The following is a 16,996-nucleotide window of genomic DNA, read 5'->3' as shown; positions in this document are numbered from 1 at the left end:
GATTCCCCCGACCTTCCCGCCGCGCCGATCGGCGAGGATGACATCCGCCACCTGGTCCACCGGTTCTATGCCCGCGTGCGCCAGGACGACACGCTGGCGCCTATCTTCGACGCGCGCGTGACCGACTGGGATGCGCACCTGGCCATGCTGTGTGATTTCTGGTCCGCGCTGCTGCTGGGCACGCGCCGCTTCAAGGGCGCGCCGATTCCGGCGCACGCCTGCATTCCAGACCTGTCATGGCCCCTGTTCCAGCGCTGGCTGGCGCTGTTCCACCAGGTCACCGCGGAAGTCGGGCCGCCGCTGCTGCAGGCGCAGGCCGACGCCATGGCCGAACGCATCGCCGCCAAGCTGTGGCACGCCTGGCAGCAGCGGCACGCCATGCCCGGCCTGCCGGATACCCTGCCCGCGAACGTGCGTCCCTACCGCGACAGCCCCATGTTCACGCCCGACAACCTGCCCGCCGCATTGCGCGCCGCGCATACGACCAAGGCGGGAACCTGGGGATTGTTGACCGTGTACAGCGGCGTGCTGCGCTACACGCTGGACGATCCGCCGCACACCGAAGTGGTGCTGGCCGCCGGACAGCGCGTGCTGATCGCCCCGCAAGTGCGGCATCACGTCGCCTTCGAACTGCCTGGAAGCTTCCAGATCACGTTCTGCCGCGCGGATGGGGCCTCGCCGGCAGACGTCGAACGTTCGGCGTAGTCGCCCCGGGGCCCTGGGAAGCCGCGCCCGATCGGGCGCGGCAGGTGCTTACTTCTTCTTGCCCGAGGCGTCCTGCTCGACCACCATGTCCAGCACGTACACCTTCGACGGCGCGTCGGCCGGCGGGTTCTTCCAGTCGTAGCGCTTGACCCGCAGCACGGTGCGCACGCCATCGCGGTGATCGTAGCCTTCGATCGACTGGTACAGCGGATGCCAGTCTTCCTGCGGCGGCAGCTGCACCCCGGCGTCGTTGTAGCGGCGCTCACGCACCATCAGGCACTGGTAGCGCGGAATCATGGGGTGGCTGCAGTCGGCGCGCTTAGGCGCCACTTCCAGGAACATGATCTCGCCGACGCTGCCGTAAAGGGTCTCCGGCGTCGGTTCGCCGACGAACTTCAGCACGCTGCCGTCCCGCGCCACCAGCTCCAGCGCGGGCTCGGCCGGATCGCCGCCGAGCGTGGCGCGCAGGTCGCCCTTCAGGCGCTGGCCGATCTCGGCGTCCAGCGTCATCAGGCTGGGCTCGCAGGCCTTCATGGTGGAAGCCAGATTGGCGACCTGCAGCACGCCGTTCTTGTAGGTATAGCCGCCGAACTGCGCATTGCAGCCGCCGCGCACGTTCAGGGCATCGGCCGTGAACGACAGGCGCAAGGGCTGTTCAATACCCTTTTGCAGGGCGGGGATGGATTTGCCGGCAGCATCGGTGGCCGACACCAGGCGCCAGTAGTAGGCGGGCAGACTCACCGCGTTCGCGGCGGGCGTCGCGGAAGAAGTGGACATGGAGGACGATCCTTCGCCAGGGGTGGTAACCGGTGCGCAAGCCTGCAGCAGCGCGGCGCAGACAGACGCCAGGAGAATTGTTTTTTTCATGGTGGGTTCCTATCAGCCGTGCGGCACTGGTGAAAACCCGGATTCTACGTCCGCGCCATGGACGAAATGGGCGGGTTCTGTCCTGGGACGTATCAAAATCTTGCCGCCTGACTGAACGCAGGCTGACACCTGCAAGCATCTCCGCCCGCGCCTTCCCCCTGCGGCGGCGCGGCCAATCCCGGTACGCGGCGCGGGCGGATCGCGGCCCGCCCCGCAATTACAGTCTGACACTCACGGGCCACGCCCCGGCGCAACACTCTGCGCAGTAATGCAGATCTTTGCGGGCGCCCACGCGTGACGGGGCGCCCGCCGCGCTTCAATCCACCCGCAGCATCCCGGCATCGTCGCGCACCCGGCCTTGCGCCTGCAGCGCCGACAACGCCAGTCCCAGCCGCGCCTCGGCATCCGCCAGCGTGCGCGACAGGCCCAGGAGGCGGCAGACCGACTTGATCACATCGGCCCGCGGCGCGTTGCCGGTCGTGGCCAGCACCCGCAGCACGCCGTTGGCCAGTTCTTCCAGGCAGACATCGTCGACGCGGCGGCGCGAGGCCTCGTCCTCGCCGGCGCCGCGAAAGTCCGCCCACGCCGCCGGCCGCGCGCCGGCGGGCCAGAGGAACGTGACCTCGCCTTCTCGCGTGCGGCCGCTGTCGGCCGGCGTCAGCTGGCGCAGGCGCTCGACGATGCGCGCGCCGGTGCGTTCCAGGCCCCAGGCCCGCGCCACCCGCCGATGCAGCACGCTTTCGGGCAGGGGGCCCTCGGTCTCGATCACCTGGCGCAGCTCGGCGGTCAGTCGCGCATTGCTGGCGCGGTCGTAGAACGCCTGCGCGTCGCCCGGCGCCAGGTCGGTCACCTGGTAGGTCGTGATGGCGCCCGCCGCCGTGTTCGGCCGCGGCGGCGCCTGGCCCGGCATCGTGCCGGAGCCGGCCGCGTCCACGCCATCCTCGGTGGTGATGGTGAAAGCCACGTCGTCCGCCTGCGCCGCGTCGTCCTCGCCGGAACCAGACTGTGGGCCAGGCTGCGGGTCAGGCTCCGGTTCGGGCGCGGGCGCTTCCTCCTCGCGCGCCAGTTCCGCGTCCAGGCGGGCCAGCAGCTTGTCCACTTCGCGTTCGGGATTGATCCACCAGTCGGTCGACCAGATCCGGTGCAGGCGCCACCCCAGCCCTTCCAGCACCACCTGCCGCAGGCGATCGCGGTCGCGCGCGGTGGCCCCGGCATGATAGGCGCGGCCATCGCATTCGATGCCCAGCAGGTAGCGCCCCGGCGCGCGCGGATCGACTACGCCCATGTCGATGCGGTAGCCCGAACAGCCGACCTGCGGATGCACCACCCAGCCGCGCTCGCGCAGCACCTTGATCACCTGCGTCTCGAACGGGCTGTCGGGCTCGCGGCCCGTGGGCAGCGACTGCGCCACCAGCGCGCGCGGCCCCTTCAAGGCGAACTCCAGATAGTGCTTCAGGTCGCGCACGCCGGCGGCGCGCACGCGCGACAGGTCGATCTGCTGCGGCGCCAGCGTGCTGTAGATCACCACGCCTTCGCGGGCCCGCGAGATCGCCACGTTCAGGCGGCGGTGGCCGCCTTCGCCGTTGAGCGGGCCGAAGTTCATCGTCATCTTGCCGGCCGCGTCCGGCCCATAGGTGATCGAGAAAAGGATCACGTCGCGCTCGTCGCCCTGCACGTTCTCCAGGTTCTTGATGAAAAGCGGTTCGCGCGCCTGCGCCGCAATGGCCTTGTCGAGCGCGGCATTGGCGCGGCGGCGCGCATCCAGCAGCGTTTCGATGAGCGACTGCTGCGGCTGGTTGAAGGTCACCACGCCCAGGCTCTGGCGGCGCCGCGCCGGGTCCAGGTAATGGCGCTCGATGCCCTGCACGATGGCCTCGGCCTCGGCGCGGTTGGTGCGGCTGCCGCCGCGGTCGTAGACGCCGGCCACGCGCTCGAGCCGCACCGCCACGTCGTCGGTGACCGGCGACGGGAAGGTGATGAGCTGCGAATCGTAGTAGGTCACGTTGCTGAAGGTGATCAGGCTTTCGTGGCGGCTGCGGTAGTGCCATTGCAGGCGCAGGCGGTTCATGTCGGCGCCCAGGCATTCGTCCAGGATGCTCTCCAGGTCTTCCACCTGGCCATCGTCGCCGGCGCCGTCGTCGTCGTTGGCCGACTTGCTGAAGAAGCTGGTGGGCGGCAGCTGCTTGGTGTCACCCACCACCACCAGCTGCTGGCCGCGCGCGATGGCGCCGATCGAATCCCACACCGGAATCTGCGAGGCTTCGTCGAACACCACCACATCGAACTGCGAATGGCCGGCGTCCAGGTATTGCGCCACCGACAGTGGCGACATCAGCAGGCACGGCTTGAGGCGCGGCAGCAGCGACGGCAGGCGCTGCATCAGCTGGCGCACCGGCACGTGGCGGGCCTTCTTCTGCAATTCCCGGCGCAACAGGCCCAGTTCGCTGTCGGGACTGACCAGGACGGCATTGCTGGCCGGCACCTTGCCGGCCAGCAATGCCGCGATATGGGCCGACGTGAGTTGCTGGAAGCGGTCATCGGCCTGGCGGAACTCGCGGATCTTGCGATCGTGGTCGGCGCTGGAGAACGACCGCAGCAGCGGCGAATGGTCGATGACCTTCTTGACCCACCAGTTGCGATAGCTGAACTCGAAATGCGCCTCGACCCGGGCCAGCGGCACGCGGCCCTGCTCCAGCGTCGCAACCAGGCCCTGCAGCTGCATGCCGATGGCCTGCTCGCGCGCCTGGCGCCAGACGCACCACGGCATCAGGCTCTGCTTGTTCAGCCGCCATCCGGCCAGCACGGCCTGGATGCGTTCGAGCGCCCCGCCGTCGTGTTCCTGCCCCTGCAGCGGCATGGTGGGATGCGCCAGGCCCTCCACCACGGCAAGCTGGTCGCGCAGCGCGCGCCAGGCATTGCGGGTGTCGAGCAGGCGCCTGCCAAGCGCGGCGCCCGGCTGCAGGAAGGCGCGATTCTCGCCCACCAGCGGTTGCAGGCGCGCGCGCAGCGCGCCGGCCGCGGCCGGATCGCCGGCCATCAGCGTGACCGCCTCGGCGAAGCGTTCGGCCCATTGTTCGTGGCGCCCGACCTGTTCCCAATCCGTGTCCAGGCCGGCGTAATCGTTCAACAACAGGCGTTCGGCATCGGCCTTCAGGGACGCCAGTTCCCGGTCTTCGGCATTGACCCGCGCCAGCGGCGCCAGCATCGCGTCAATGGCGGCATCGTCCGGACCACGCGCGTCGACACGAAACGCCGCCAGCCGCTTGCGCAGGCGCCGCTTGGCGAAGGCCGACTTGGGCCACCAGGCGGCACGCGCGGCCTGCCATTCGGCCTGCAGCGCGGCGCCGTCCAGGTCCGCCAGGCGCGCCTGCCAGGACGCGCCGACCTCGGCCCAATGCGCATTGCGCGCCAGGCCGTGACGGGCCAGCGCCTGCACCCGCTGGCGCGCCGCGGGATCATGCGCCTGCGCGGCCAGGCCCGTGGGCACCCGCGGCGCCACCAGCAATACGTCGATCAATGCATCCAGGCGCGCATAGGCCTCCAGGCCCAGGCCGGCGACCGGCACGCCCAGTTCGGCGCCGGCGACGTCCACGCAGGCCTTGAACGCGTCCGCCGCCCGGTCCAGGGCCTGCGCCGCCGCCAGCAGCTCGTCCTGCCAGCTGGGGCTCCACCCGGTCATGCCGATGTGGGCCAGGGCGTGGCCATGCAGCGCGCCCAGTTCGCCGGACAGCGTCGACATGCGCCGCGCCGCCTCGCGCAACTGCGCCAGCTCGTCCTCGCCATGCGCCTGGGCATCGGGCCAGGACAGCGGCGACGGTTCCTCGCCGCTGTGTTGGATGCAGGTGCCGATGGCGTCGTAGACCGTCAGGCCGTTGCCATGCCGCTGATGCAGGGCTTGGACCAGGCCGTTCAGTTCCTGGCGCAGCGCCGCCAGGCGCTCGGCTTCGCGGTTCCATTCATCGCTGCTGCGCTGGCCGCCCAGTTCCAGCGCCCGACCGAGCTGCTGCAGCACTTCGGACTTGCGCGCCTTGGACGAATGCAATTCCAGGCAGAACGGTCCCAGGCCGATATTGGCCAGGCGGCGATGCACCACCTCCAGCGCCGCCATTTTTTCCGAAACGAACAGCACCGTCTTGCCACGCGCCAGCAGGTGCGCGATCAGGTTGGTGATGGTCTGGCTCTTGCCGGTGCCGGGCGGGCCTTCGAGCACCAGGTCGCGGCCGGCATCGACCGCGCAGATCGCCTTCAACTGCGAGGAATCCGACAACAGCGGCGTCAGCAGGTCCTGCGGCCGGTAGCTTTCGTCCAGGCGCTCGAAGCGCGGATCCCAGGGTTCCTGCGCGAAAGCCTGGCCGGGGTGCTCGATCAGGTGCCGCACCACGCGGTTGGCCTTGAGCTGGCCGCTGCGGTCCTGCAGGTCCTTCCACATCAGGTATTTGGTGAACGAGAAAATCCCCAGGTGCACCTGCTCCAGCACTTCCCAGCCGACGATCTCGCGCACCGCCAGGCGGAACGCCTGCAACACCCGCGCCACGTCCACGCCCTTATCGTCGGCCGGCAGCGCATCCAGGCCGGGGATGCGCAACTCGTAGTTGTTGCGCAGCATCTGCAGCAACGTGGGGTTGATGATGGTCTCGTCATCGTGGCGCACCAGCCGGAAACCGCTGCGCACCGACTGGCGCTGCAGCGACACCGGCACCAGGATCAGCGGCGCCAGGTGGCTGCTCTCGGCGGCGGGATGCTCGGTCCAGCGCAGCATGCCCAGGGCCAGGTACAGCGTATTGGCGCCGCCTTCTTCCAGCCCGGTGCGCGCGGCGCCGAAGATGGTCAGCAGGTTGGCGTCCAGCGCCTCCTGCGCCACGCGGGCGATCAGCTCCTTGTTGCCCAGCGCCTCCAGCGCCATGTCATCCAGCGGCGCGCGGCCGCCACGGTCGACGTGCACCTGCGCCACGCGCGGGTCGCTGCCCTCCATCAAGGCAGCGGGCAAGGGACGGATGCGGAACTCGCCGCCATCGGCAATGGCGTCTTCCAGCCGTCCCAGGTCGGGCACCACCAGCGGCAGGGTCGACTTGGTGTTCTTGAAATTCAGCAGCCGGTTGCGCAGCGTCAGGTCCAGCAGGCGCGATTTCCACTTGGCCAGGCGGCCTTCGGGCGTGTCGTCGGCCGGCTCCAGGCTGATGACGAACTCCGGATCCAGCGGCGGCAGCTGGGGCGCGGGTTCGATGGCGGCGGGCGCCTCGGAGGCATCGGCTTCGCCCGGCGCCGTGGCGCCGGCGCGCGACGGCAGCGGCTTGATCTGCAGCTCGCGCGCCCGGTGCACGTCGATGGCGTAGCGGAACGTATCGTCTTCGCGCAGGTGCGCGGCGCCCTGTTCCAGCGCCAGCCGCAGCGACGGCCGGAAGCTCGGATGCTGGGCGATGCCGGTGGTCTCGAAGGCCAGGAATTCGCCGCTGTCCACGCGCTTGCGCACGGCCTGCACGTCGTCGGTCAGCGGATCGGCAAAGCAGGCCGGATGCAGCCACACGCCTACCCAGGCGTGGCCTTCCTTCATCAGGATCACGGGGCGCAGCCCGGCCTGCTCCAGGCACGACGAAAACAACATCGCCAGGTCCAGGCAGGTGGCCACGCGGGCCTCCAGGATGCGGTCGGGCGTGCGGATCTTCTGGCCGTCGACGCCGAACGATGCGGGCGGCTCGGCGTAATGCAGCGTTTCGGCCGCCAGCGTGCTGTAGATGGCCGACACCTGCTTCCAGACCACGTCTCGGCTCTTGGACTGGTAGCCGTTCATGGTCAGGTCGCTGTGCTGTTCGCGCAGCAGCCGGGCGGCCTTGCCGATGAGCCCGTCAACGGCCGGGTTGTTGGGCATGGAAAACGCGGCCAGCAATTCCGGCAGCGCGCGGGTGCCGGCCCACTGGTCATAGGCCAGCACCGTCACGGGCTGCGCGGCGCGGCCCACTTCGCGCCCATCGGCCTGCGCCGTCACCTCGATGGCCGCGCGCTGCGCTTCCTGCAGATCGGCCAGGTAGCCATGGTCGGGCGCCAGGTCCAGCGGCGCGATGCGGCGGATTTCGCCGGGCACCAGCACATCGAAGCGCAGCCGCACCGGCTGCGCGAAGGCCGGATTGCAGCGGATCTGGACCTCGACGTTCTCGAAAGTCTCCTGCGAGCGGTTGACCAGGCGCAGCGATCGCAGGACCGGCACCGCATTCTGGATGGAGGCGTAGCCCAGCGTCGGATCGGCCTCGATCTCGATCATCACGCCATCCCGTGTCGCGACGTCCTGTCCGACCGGCTCCAGCGCCGCCATGCCGGCGCCATGCGCGGCGCCCTCCCGCATCGCCGGGGATTCCAGGTCCAGTCGCTTGTCCATCGATTTCTCTCTGCTCGGTTCTTCGCCCATTGGGCAGGGACTATAGACCGAAATCGATGGAATATTCGCGTCCGCCCCAACGTCCACAACAGGAGGGACCCACGCCGCGACGGCGCCGCGCCTCGTATCCCAACCCACCGGCCAAGCGCCTCGGCGCGCTGGCCGGCCCGCCGGAGAATCCCCGACATGAAATCGAACCGATCGACATTGCAACAGACACTGGCCGGCGCCCTGCTGGCGCTGGCCGCCGTGTCCGGCCCCGCCGCCTGGGCCGCGCAGGACCTGAACGTCTATGGCCCGGGCGGCCCCGCCCCGGCCATGAAGGAAGCGGCCGAGGCGTTTGGCAAGCAGCGCGGCATCGAGGTCAAGGTCACCGCCGGCCCCACGCCGGCCTGGGCCGAACAGGCCAGGCAGAATGCCGACGTGCTGTTCAGCGGCGCCGAGAACATGATGAGCGGCTTCGCCGCCGCCCTGCCCGGCGTGTTCGACCTGCGCGATGCGCGCACGCTGTACCTGAGGCCATCCGCGATCCTGGTGCGGCCGGGCAACCCCAAGGGCATCCAGGGCTTCAAGGACCTGCTCAAGCCGGGCATCAAGGTCATGGCCGTCTCCGGCGCGGGCCAGACCGGACTGTGGGAAGACGTGGCCGGCCGCCTCGGCGACATCGAGACGGTGCGCGCCTTCCGCGCCAACCTGGTGCTGCCCGAAGCCGGCAACAGCGCCCAGGCGCGCAGCCAGTGGACCGAGGACAAGAGCATCGACGCGTGGCTGATCTGGAACATCTGGCAGGTGTCCAATCCGACGCTGGCCGACGTGGTGGCGGTGGAAGAGCCCTACCGCATCTACCGCGACGCCGGCGCGGTGGTGACGCGCCACGGCAAGGCCAATCCGCAAGCGCAGGCCTTCGTCGAATTCCTCGCGTCCGCCGAGGGCCGCGCGATCTTCAAGAAGTGGGGCTGGAAAACGGACTGACGCCGACGGCTGCGCGTCAGCGGCATTCGGCGATAATCGGGCAACTCCATGACCGCCCGGCCGCCGCCGGGTCACGCCGATGCGTATCCGCGCCGCCCTGCTGCTCTGCCCGCTGGCCCTTGCCCTGCACGCCCCGATGACGCGCGCCGACACCCGGGTGCAATCCCTGGACCAGGTGCCGGGCGCCATCAAGACCCAGGACGCCCGCAAGATGTACGACAGCCAGATGAGCGGCGCGCCCCGACCCGACGGCCTGGGCGTGCAACTGCCGGCGGGCTTCAGCAATGCCTTCCTGTTGCAGCAACTGGCGCCCGGCCAGAATCCCGCGCGCCTGCTGCTGGCGGGCGCCAAGGCCTGGCCGCAGCGCCCCGGATCCTACGTGGCGCTGGTGTGCCTGGCGGCCAGCGCCGAACGGGCCGAGCGCCTCAAGCAGTTCGGCGGCGGCGACTGCGCCAACCTGTCGCGCGACCAGGACAGGAACGAGATATGGGTCGGCGTGTTCGAATCGACGCCCGGCGCCGCGCCGCGCCTGGTGGCGCGCACCGAGGCCCCGGTGACGGAACCGACCGACTGGAGCGACACCGACATCGACCCGCCCATGGACCTGGCCATGCAGGATGCCGGCGCGCCCATGCTGTCCACGCCCGACAGCTGGAAGCGCTTCGATCTGGCCGCCTACAGGATCGCCCCCGACACCACCGCCTTCGGCCTGCGCGCGGGCTGGAGCGAGAGTTATGCGGGCGGCGGCGCCGATTTCGAGGCCCTGTACCTGTTCCGCATCGACGGCGCGACCCTGAAGGTGGTGTTCGCCCGACCCATGTCGTTCGTCAAGAGCATCGCGGGCGACTGGAACCCCGATGGCACGCGCGAACACGACGAATCCGACGCCAGCAATTCGCTGCTGGTGCTGCCGGGCAAGACCGGCGGCTACTTCGACATCCAGCTGCGCCAGCAGGGCGGCAAGTGGAAGCGCACGTTCAAGTGGTCGGCGGGCAAGCAGGCGTACGAATAGGTCCCGCGCCGCCGTTCAGGCCGCATCCACGTAATTCGGTTTGCCGCCCAGGAACTTCAACAGTTCCTCGGGCTGGCTGACCTGCGCCAGCGGAATGAAATACACCTCGTCCGCCACATCCGGACGCTGCACCGGAATGATCTGCAGATAATCCGGCGTCAGCGCGATCAACGAGATCTTGTCGTCTTCATAGCCGGATTCGAAATGGCTGCCGTTCTGGTCCAGCACGAAGCGGTCCGGGTAGAAACGCGCCGATCCCTTCAGGCTGGCGGCGCCCTTGAAGATGGTCTTGCGGATCATGCGCCTGAGCACCCACTTGGGCGTGGGCTGGCCGTTGCCCAGGCCCTTGATGATGCGCCGCGTCTTGGCGGCGGCGATGAAGCTCAAGGCCATCAGCAGCATCACGCTGGCGAAGACCGCCGTGTGCGCGCCCACCTTGCCGGTGGTCAGCTTCTCGATGCCGACGATGACGATGGAAGCCAGGAAGGCACCATGCCGTATCCAGGTCCAGGTGCGCGTGGCGGCGTTGACCACGTCGGCGGCGCGCTGGCGCTGCGCCAGCAGATGGGCCTCCAGCGTTTCCAGGGGCAGGTCGTAGTCGGCTTGGCTGATCGGTACGGCGTCGGTCACGGCGGGGCCTTTCTCTTTCTATATGCGGGCGGAAAACCCCGGATTATGCCTGCACGCGCAGCGCGTCCCGCTGCCGATGGCCGCACACGCGGCGTCCCAGGGTCTAGCCGCCCGCTGTCGCCGGCCAGGGTTCAGCCAAAGAAAAACCCGCAGATCCCGGAATCGGGACGTGCGGGTTTCGAGAGGGGCGGCCCGGCGCGGCGCGCCAGGCGCGCGCCGGTTCAGCCGACCACGCGGAAGCGCTCGGCGTCGTCCATGAAGGCCTTTTCGCCGAAGCCGTTTTCGTTCGAGCCGAACGGCATCTGCGCGCGCAGCTTCCAGCTGGCGGGCACATTCCATTCACGCGCCACGCCGGCGTCGATGAGCGGGTTGTAGTGCTGCAGGCTGGCGCCCACGCCGGCATTGGCCAGCGCGGTCCAGACCGACAGCTGGGCCATGCCGCCCGCCTGTTCCGACCACACCGGGAAGTTGTCGGCGTACAGCGCGAATTTTTCCTGCAGGCTGCGCACCACGTCCTGGTCTTCGAAGAACAGCACGGTGCCGACGCCGGCGGCGAAGCTCTTGAGCTTGGCTTCGGTCTGGGCGAAGCTTTCGGCCGGAGCGACCTTGCGCACTTCCTCGATGGCCAGGTTCCAGAGCTTGTCGCTTTCGGCGCCGAACAGGATCACGGCGCGCGAGCTTTGCGAGTTGAACGACGAGGGGCTGTGCTTGATCGCGTCCTGGATCAGGGTCGCCAGTTCCTCTTTCGAGGCGGACAGGTTGCGGCCCAGCGAATACTGCGTGCGGCGCTTCTTCAGTGCGTCGAGGTATGCGTTGCTCATGAGGATATTGCCTTTCGACTGGTAGATAGAGGGGTAGGGAGTGAACAAATTCTACTGGCCGGTGCCTCGGGCGACCACCGTTCAAGCGCGGTTTTTGCCGGAACAAACTGTTCCAGTTTTGTAGCGAATGCCGCCCCGCTCTCACGCCGGCAGCAATCGCGCATTGCCCACGGGCGTGGCGCGCGCCTGCAAGGCACCGCCCGCCACCACCCGGAACGCCGCGACGGCCTGCCGCAAGTCGGCTGCCTGCACCCGCAAGGCCTCGGCGCCGGCCGACGCTTCCTCGACCCGGCGCGCATTCTTCTGGGTATCCTCGTCCAGTTGCGCGATGACCTGCGCCACCTGCTCGATGCGGCCGGTCTGCGCCACCGACGCCTGCACGATGCCATTCATGGTGGCCGTGGTCTGGGTGATCGCTTCCAGGATCAGGTCCATGGTCTGGCCGGCGGCGCCGACGCGGTCCACGCCCTGGCGCACCGTGTCGGCCGACTGCGAGATCAAGGCATTGATTTCCTTGGCCGCCGTGGCCGACCGCTGCGCCAGCGAGCGCACTTCGCTGGCGACCACCGCGAAGCCCTTGCCCTGCTCGCCCGCGCGCGCCGCCTCGACCGCCGCGTTCAACGCCAGGATATTGGTCTGGAAGGCGATGCCCTCGATCACCGAGGTGATGTCGGAGATCTGCGCCGACGCCCTGGACAGGTGTTCCATCGTGTCGATCACGGCGTGCATGGTCTGGCTGCCCTGCCGCGCCGCGTCCATCGCCTGGCCGGCCATGTCGCCAGCCTCCTGGGCAGCATGGGCATTACGCTTGACCGCGCCGGTCAGTTCCTCCATGGATTCGGCCGTCTGGCGCAGCGCGCGCGCCTCGTCGCTGGTACGCGCCGACAGGTCGGCATTGCCCTGCGCCAACTGCACGCTGACCACCGATACGGCGTCGGCGTGCTGGCGCACCCCGCCCACCACCGAAGCCAGGTTGCGCTGCATGCCGGCCAGGGTGGCAAGGATGCTGCTGGCGTCGCCCTGCCTGACCGCGATCGGACTGGCCAGGTCACCGGCGCTGATGGTTTGCGCGATACGCTTGAGCGTCGCCGGTTCCGCCCCCAGGGCGCGCGTGATGCGGCGCGCGATCAACCAGGCCAGGCCGGCGCCCAGCAGGATTGCGGCGCCGGTCAGCGCCAGCATCAATTGCTGGAAATCGACGCCCACGCGCCGCGCCATATCGCTCTGGTCCTTCATCAGGCGTTCCTCCAGGTCGATCATGCGGTTGATCGCCGCCAGCCACTGCACGAACAGGGGCCGCGCCTGATCCAGCAGCGGCCGCGCCTGCGCGGCGTCGCCCCGCTCCAGCGCCGTCAACAGGCGCTGCACCACGGGCAGCGTGCGCGTCTCGATCGCCTTGATGCCCGCCAGCGTCTCGCGTTCCTGGGCCGACACGTCGGCGCCCTGGACGAACAGCGCGTCCATGGGCGCCGCGGCCTCGTCGTATTGGCGCTTGAGGCGGTCGATCTCGGCCACCAGCGTCCGCAGTTCGGCGGGAGCGGCCAGCACGGCGTCGCGCAAGGCGATGGAGCGGTCATGCACGCTGCCCCGGAAGGTGATGGCATAACGCTGCTTGACGCCGTGGACATCGTTGATGGCGGCGAGCGCGCCATTCATCCGGTTGACCTGGGTGATGCCGACCACCGTCAACAGCACCATCAGGCAGAGAACGACGGTGAAGCCGAGCATGATGGAACCGCCCGTGCTGCGCACCCCGCGCGAAGGGGAATGGGAATCCTGCATGAAACCTCCTGCGGCAGCCCGCCGGATGAGCCGGGCGGTGCCTATCGATTTAATTTAATAAAACTATCAAATATAGTTTTTTAATTATATATAACTATCGTTACGAATACAGCCTTTTCGCCCCGTTCCGCGCGGGGGGTTCGCGCTGCATCGACGTGCCCAGGACATACCGAGAGCCCGGATCCGGTCGCGGTCCCGGCCGCGATGCGCGATCGGTAAACTAGGCGGCATCTTTCTCATCCGCTTACGTCGTTCCCCTGATCGCCACATGACGATGGCCAGAGCGCCGAGCCTGGTCGCCAACGCTGGAGCCCCGCCCATGCTGAAAGACCGCCGATTCCAGATCTGGCTGGCCGTGTTCGCGCTGGTCGCCATGCCGCTTGTGGCACTGCTGTGGCCGCGCAGCCCGCAATACCCGTCCATCGGCGGCGGCGGCTACGACCTGTCCGGGTTCGTCTACACGCTCGCCCTGCTCGGCTTCAGCGGCGTGTGGTCCTTGGTCGCACTACTGGTGGCTTTCGGCCGTAACGAGGCCACGGCGGCCAGGCGGGCCTACGCACTGGCCGGCATCGGCGCCGCGACATTCGTGACGGCGGCCATCGCCTTCGGCCACCACCTGCACTAAGGAACGCATTACTTCAGGCTCGGGCGCGGATCCGAGCCGCAAAAAAAAGGCCGGCACGCGAGGTGCCGGCCAGTCACGATCGCTTTGCCATGGCGGCGGACGCCAGGTCCGCGACCATCGGCAGCATCGTCGTCAGGTGCCGACGGCGGTACCGTCCTGCTTCCAGATCACCACCGTGGCCGGGCGCGGCCGGCTGGCAGTGGCGTCGTCGGGCCACTTGGAGGCCATCAGGGGATTGTTCTGCGCATCCGTCACGCTCGGGCCTTCGCCCGGGTGCTGGATGTTGATGAACAGGTACTTCTGGTCGGGCGTCCAGGTCAGTCCGGTCACTTCGCAACCGATCGGGCCGGTCATGAAGCGGCGGATTTCCTTGGTGGCCGGATTGGCGACCAGCATCTGGTTGTTGCCCTGCCCGGCGTAGGCGCCGGTATTGGAGTAGTTGCCGTCAGTCTCGATCCACAGCAGGCCGCGCTTGTCGAAGGCCAGGCCGTCGGGGCTGTTGAAAGTGTTGTCCGTGGTGACGTTGGCCGAGCCGCTGCGCAGGTCGGTGCGCGGGTACAGCGTCGGGTTGCCCGCCAGCACGAAGATGTCCCATTCGAACGTCAGCGACGCCGGATCGCCGTTCTTCTCGCGCCAACGCACGATCTGGCCGTACTGGTTGGCGGTACGGGGGTTGGCGTCGTCGGCGCCCGGATGCTGCGGGCCGTTCGGATAGCGGGTGCCGCCGCTGCCGCGCGAGCTGTTGTTGGTCAGCGTGACGTAGGCTTCGCGGGTGGTCGGATGGGTGGTGATCCATTCGGGCCGGTCCATTGGCGTGGCGCCCACCGCATCGGCGGCCTGGCGCGTCTTGACCAGCAGTTCGCCCATGTCCTGGTTGAACATCGCGCCGAGCGTGCCGCCGGCCAGCGCCGGGGTATCGAGCTTGAGCGCAATCCACTCGCCCACGCCCATCGCGTCGCCCTGCGCGGCGCCGTCCAGGAAGCGCGCGACGTACAGCGTGCCCTTGTCCAGCAGCAGGCGGTTCAGGGCCGGGCGGGCCGGGTCGTACTTGCCGTCGGACACGAACTTGTAGATGTACTCGCTGACCTGGTCGTCGCCCATGTAGACCACCACGCGCTTGTCGTCGGCCAGCGTCATCGCGGCGTTCTCGTGCTTGAAGCGGCCCAGCGCGGTCAGCTTCTTGGGCGTGGAGTTGGGGTCGAACGGGTCGATCTCGACCACCCAGCCGCAACGGTTGTATTCATTGGGCTCCTGCGCCCAGTTGAAGCGGTTGTCGTAGTGGTCCCAGCGGTACGAGCTGCTGGAGGTCTTGCCCGAACCCTTGTAGCGTTCCATGTGGGCCTGGTATTCGGCATCGGGATAGTTCACCGTGGCCGGGTCGGCCGTGCCGACGCCGAAGTAGTCGGTGAAGTTCTCTTCGCACGTCAGGTAGGTGTTCCACAACGTGTAGCCGTTGCCACAGTTGCCGAAGGTGCCGAAGCAGCGCGTGCCCGTCGGATCGGCGTTGGTGCGCACCAGGCGGTTGCCCGCCGCCGGCCCCACCAGTTGCATCGCGACGTTGGCGTTGACGCTGCGGTTGAAGGGCGAATCCAGCACCGGTTCCCACTTGCCGTTGGCCAGGCGCATATGACGCACCGAAACGCCATGGGCGTGCTGCGACTTGCGCACCCAGTCCAGGTTCCATTGCGCGTTGCCCGGCTGCACACCCACCGGATAGAAGTAGTCCGGCGTGGTGTATTCGTGGTTGGTGACCATCAGGCCTTCCACGCTGCTGCCGTTGACGCTGTCGGTGCCATCGATCGGGAAGAAATGCATGCCGTCGTGGTTGTACCCGAGCTGGCGGGCCTGGTCGTCGCCGCCGTTGCTGGCGTCGGCCTTGAAGGCCGGCGCACCGGCAAAGAGCGGATCGCCCCAGCGGTTGATCACGGCGAACTGGTAGCCCTCGGGGACCACCACGGTATCGGCGGTGCTGATCGGCACGGCCTTGAAATTGAGTTCCACGGGCTTGGCCGGCGTCTCGCCGCCCGGGTTGGTGCCCGGATTGGTGCCCGACGAATCGTCATCGTCGTCATCGCCGCCACAGGCCGTCAGGCCCGCGCCCATGAAGCCGACCGCGCCGGCGCCCAGCCCGGCCTTGAGAAAGCCCCGACGCGACACCGCGCGGCGCACCACTTCGTTGAAATGCACTGCCTGGGAGGGGTTGGACGGGATGTCGTCCTGGTCCGAAGAACTCATCAGTTTTCCTGTCATTGTCGGTGTTCTTGGCTGGCGCACCCGCGGGCCAGCCTCACGGCATGATGACTGTCAAAAATGACGGTGGAATAACAGATGAATGAAAGGTTTGCGTCTGTATGCGGTTTCAGCGGACAGGAGACAACAGTGCCGGCGCGCCAAACTCCACCAACTGAGCATTGCTACGGGCAAAGTACAGCTCCCAGAACGTCCGCAGCTTGGCCATGGTCTTGGGGTCTCGATATACCCCCCGGTCTCTGCGCGCGGATCCGTCCCCTTGAACCAGGCCCGCACCCAGTACAAAGACCCGCGCCCCGCCAAAGTCGCCGAATTGCTGCGCGGCCTCCACCTTCTTTATCTCGACGGAAGGATCTATCGCGCGAACGTTATGGTTGGCATAGAAGCTGGAGATGCTGGAATTTTCCAGCATGTCCGATAACACGAACACAATCATGTCCCGCGCGCCGGACTGCCTGACCCGGCTGGACAACTCCTTGAGCGCGGACAAGATGTCGGACTTGGCCAGTTCGGCGCTGACGCCGGCGAACGCCGTCTTGAGCGCGGTGGCCGCCTTCAGCCGCCCGTAGTCGAGCTGGTCGCGCATGCACGCATCGAACGTCCGCAGGACCTTCATGCCGATGCTGTTTCGGAGGCTTTCGTCGATCGGCTGTTCCAGCGTACCGGCGCTCAGGACCTGCATGTAGCGCCCCTGCCCGAACGAAGAAAAAGTCGCGACGACGTAGGCGGAACCCGGCTGGATCAGCCGTCCTGCATTCTCGTTGGCCAAGCCTTGCAGCATCGCATCGAAAGGCGTGGTCTGATCGACCAGGATGAACAGTTCGGTACGGGGCGCCGGTGCCGGCACGCCCACTTTGCTCGCCTCATAGCAACTGGGTACGTCGTTCTGCGCGCCAGCATATGCCGTCGTGCCCGTCACCAGCGCCAGCATGACGGCCGCTCCGATCGTAAATCGCTTCATG

11 protein-coding genes are annotated in these 16,996 nt (G+C 68.1%); 4 read left to right on the top strand and 7 right to left on the bottom strand.

The genetic code is table 11. The features are described from left to right. On the top strand, positions 1-705 hold a 705-nt coding region (locus tag DK459_RS26410; protein WP_110135280.1), incomplete at its 5' end, for a DUF1971 domain-containing protein. A 48-nt stretch (positions 706-753) separates the two neighbouring features. Here DK459_RS26410 and DK459_RS26405 read toward each other — a convergent pair. Further along, complete coding sequence (locus DK459_RS26405) at positions 754-1,482, bottom strand: META and DUF4377 domain-containing protein (RefSeq protein WP_054443137.1); 729 nt, start codon at positions 1,480-1,482, stop codon at positions 754-756. 406 nt (positions 1,483-1,888) lie between these two features. Beyond that, positions 1,889-7,942 carry a DUF3320 domain-containing protein gene (locus tag DK459_RS26400; protein ID WP_110135169.1) on the bottom strand — a complete coding sequence of 2,018 codons (6,054 nt, stop codon included), beginning with the start codon at positions 7,940-7,942 and terminating at the stop codon, positions 1,889-1,891. A gap of 186 nt (positions 7,943-8,128) precedes the next feature. On the opposite strand from DK459_RS26400, the gene DK459_RS26395 reads away from it, so the two are divergent. Both DK459_RS26395 and DK459_RS26390 read left to right on the top strand, forming a co-directional pair. Beyond that, on the top strand, positions 8,129-8,914 hold the full coding sequence (locus DK459_RS26395; protein WP_020924802.1) for an extracellular solute-binding protein: 786 nt from the start codon (positions 8,129-8,131) through the stop codon (positions 8,912-8,914). A gap of 79 nt (positions 8,915-8,993) precedes the next feature. Then, positions 8,994-9,926, top strand: a complete 933-nt coding sequence (locus DK459_RS26390) for a hypothetical protein (RefSeq protein WP_110135168.1) — start codon at positions 8,994-8,996, stop codon at positions 9,924-9,926. Between the two features lie 15 nt (positions 9,927-9,941). Here DK459_RS26390 and DK459_RS26385 read toward each other — a convergent pair whose 3' ends face one another. The 3 genes from DK459_RS26385 to DK459_RS26375 all read right to left on the bottom strand — a co-directional run bounded on the left by DK459_RS26385 (position 9,942) and on the right by DK459_RS26375 (position 13,159). Further along, positions 9,942-10,556: a hypothetical protein gene (locus tag DK459_RS26385; RefSeq protein WP_006389143.1), complete on the bottom strand. Its 615-nt coding sequence runs from the start codon at positions 10,554-10,556 to the stop codon at positions 9,942-9,944. A gap of 221 nt (positions 10,557-10,777) precedes the next feature. After that, on the bottom strand, positions 10,778-11,377 hold the full coding sequence (locus DK459_RS26380) for a nitroreductase family protein (protein WP_006389142.1): 600 nt from the start codon (positions 11,375-11,377) through the stop codon (positions 10,778-10,780). 141 nt (positions 11,378-11,518) lie between these two features. Continuing rightward, positions 11,519-13,159 carry a methyl-accepting chemotaxis protein gene (locus tag DK459_RS26375; RefSeq protein ID WP_110135167.1) on the bottom strand — a complete coding sequence of 547 codons (1,641 nt, stop codon included), beginning with the start codon at positions 13,157-13,159 and terminating at the stop codon, positions 11,519-11,521. Positions 13,160-13,478: 319 nt separating this feature from the next. On the opposite strand from DK459_RS26375, the gene DK459_RS26370 reads away from it, so the two are divergent. After that, positions 13,479-13,784, top strand: a complete 306-nt coding sequence (locus DK459_RS26370) for a hypothetical protein (protein ID WP_053074801.1) — start codon at positions 13,479-13,481, stop codon at positions 13,782-13,784. A gap of 132 nt (positions 13,785-13,916) precedes the next feature. Here the strand turns inward: DK459_RS26370 and DK459_RS26365 are convergent, their stop codons facing one another. Both DK459_RS26365 and DK459_RS26360 read right to left on the bottom strand, forming a co-directional pair. Further along, the gene (locus tag DK459_RS26365; RefSeq protein ID WP_054484580.1) at positions 13,917-16,019 is read right to left on the bottom strand and encodes a PhoX family phosphatase; all 2,103 of its coding nucleotides are present in this window, start codon (positions 16,017-16,019) and stop codon (positions 13,917-13,919) included. Between the two features lie 124 nt (positions 16,020-16,143). After that, positions 16,144-16,995 carry a hypothetical protein gene (locus DK459_RS26360; RefSeq protein WP_035183874.1) on the bottom strand — a complete coding sequence of 284 codons (852 nt, stop codon included), beginning with the start codon at positions 16,993-16,995 and terminating at the stop codon, positions 16,144-16,146. Between the last annotated feature and the right edge of the window lies 1 nt (position 16,996).

The organism is Achromobacter sp. RW408, assembly GCF_003184165.1.
Classification (GTDB): Bacteria; Pseudomonadota; Gammaproteobacteria; order Burkholderiales; family Burkholderiaceae_B; genus Achromobacter; species Achromobacter xylosoxidans.
Note: the sequence above shows the minus strand (reverse complement) of the source record. Positions and strands in the feature narration are given on the sequence as shown.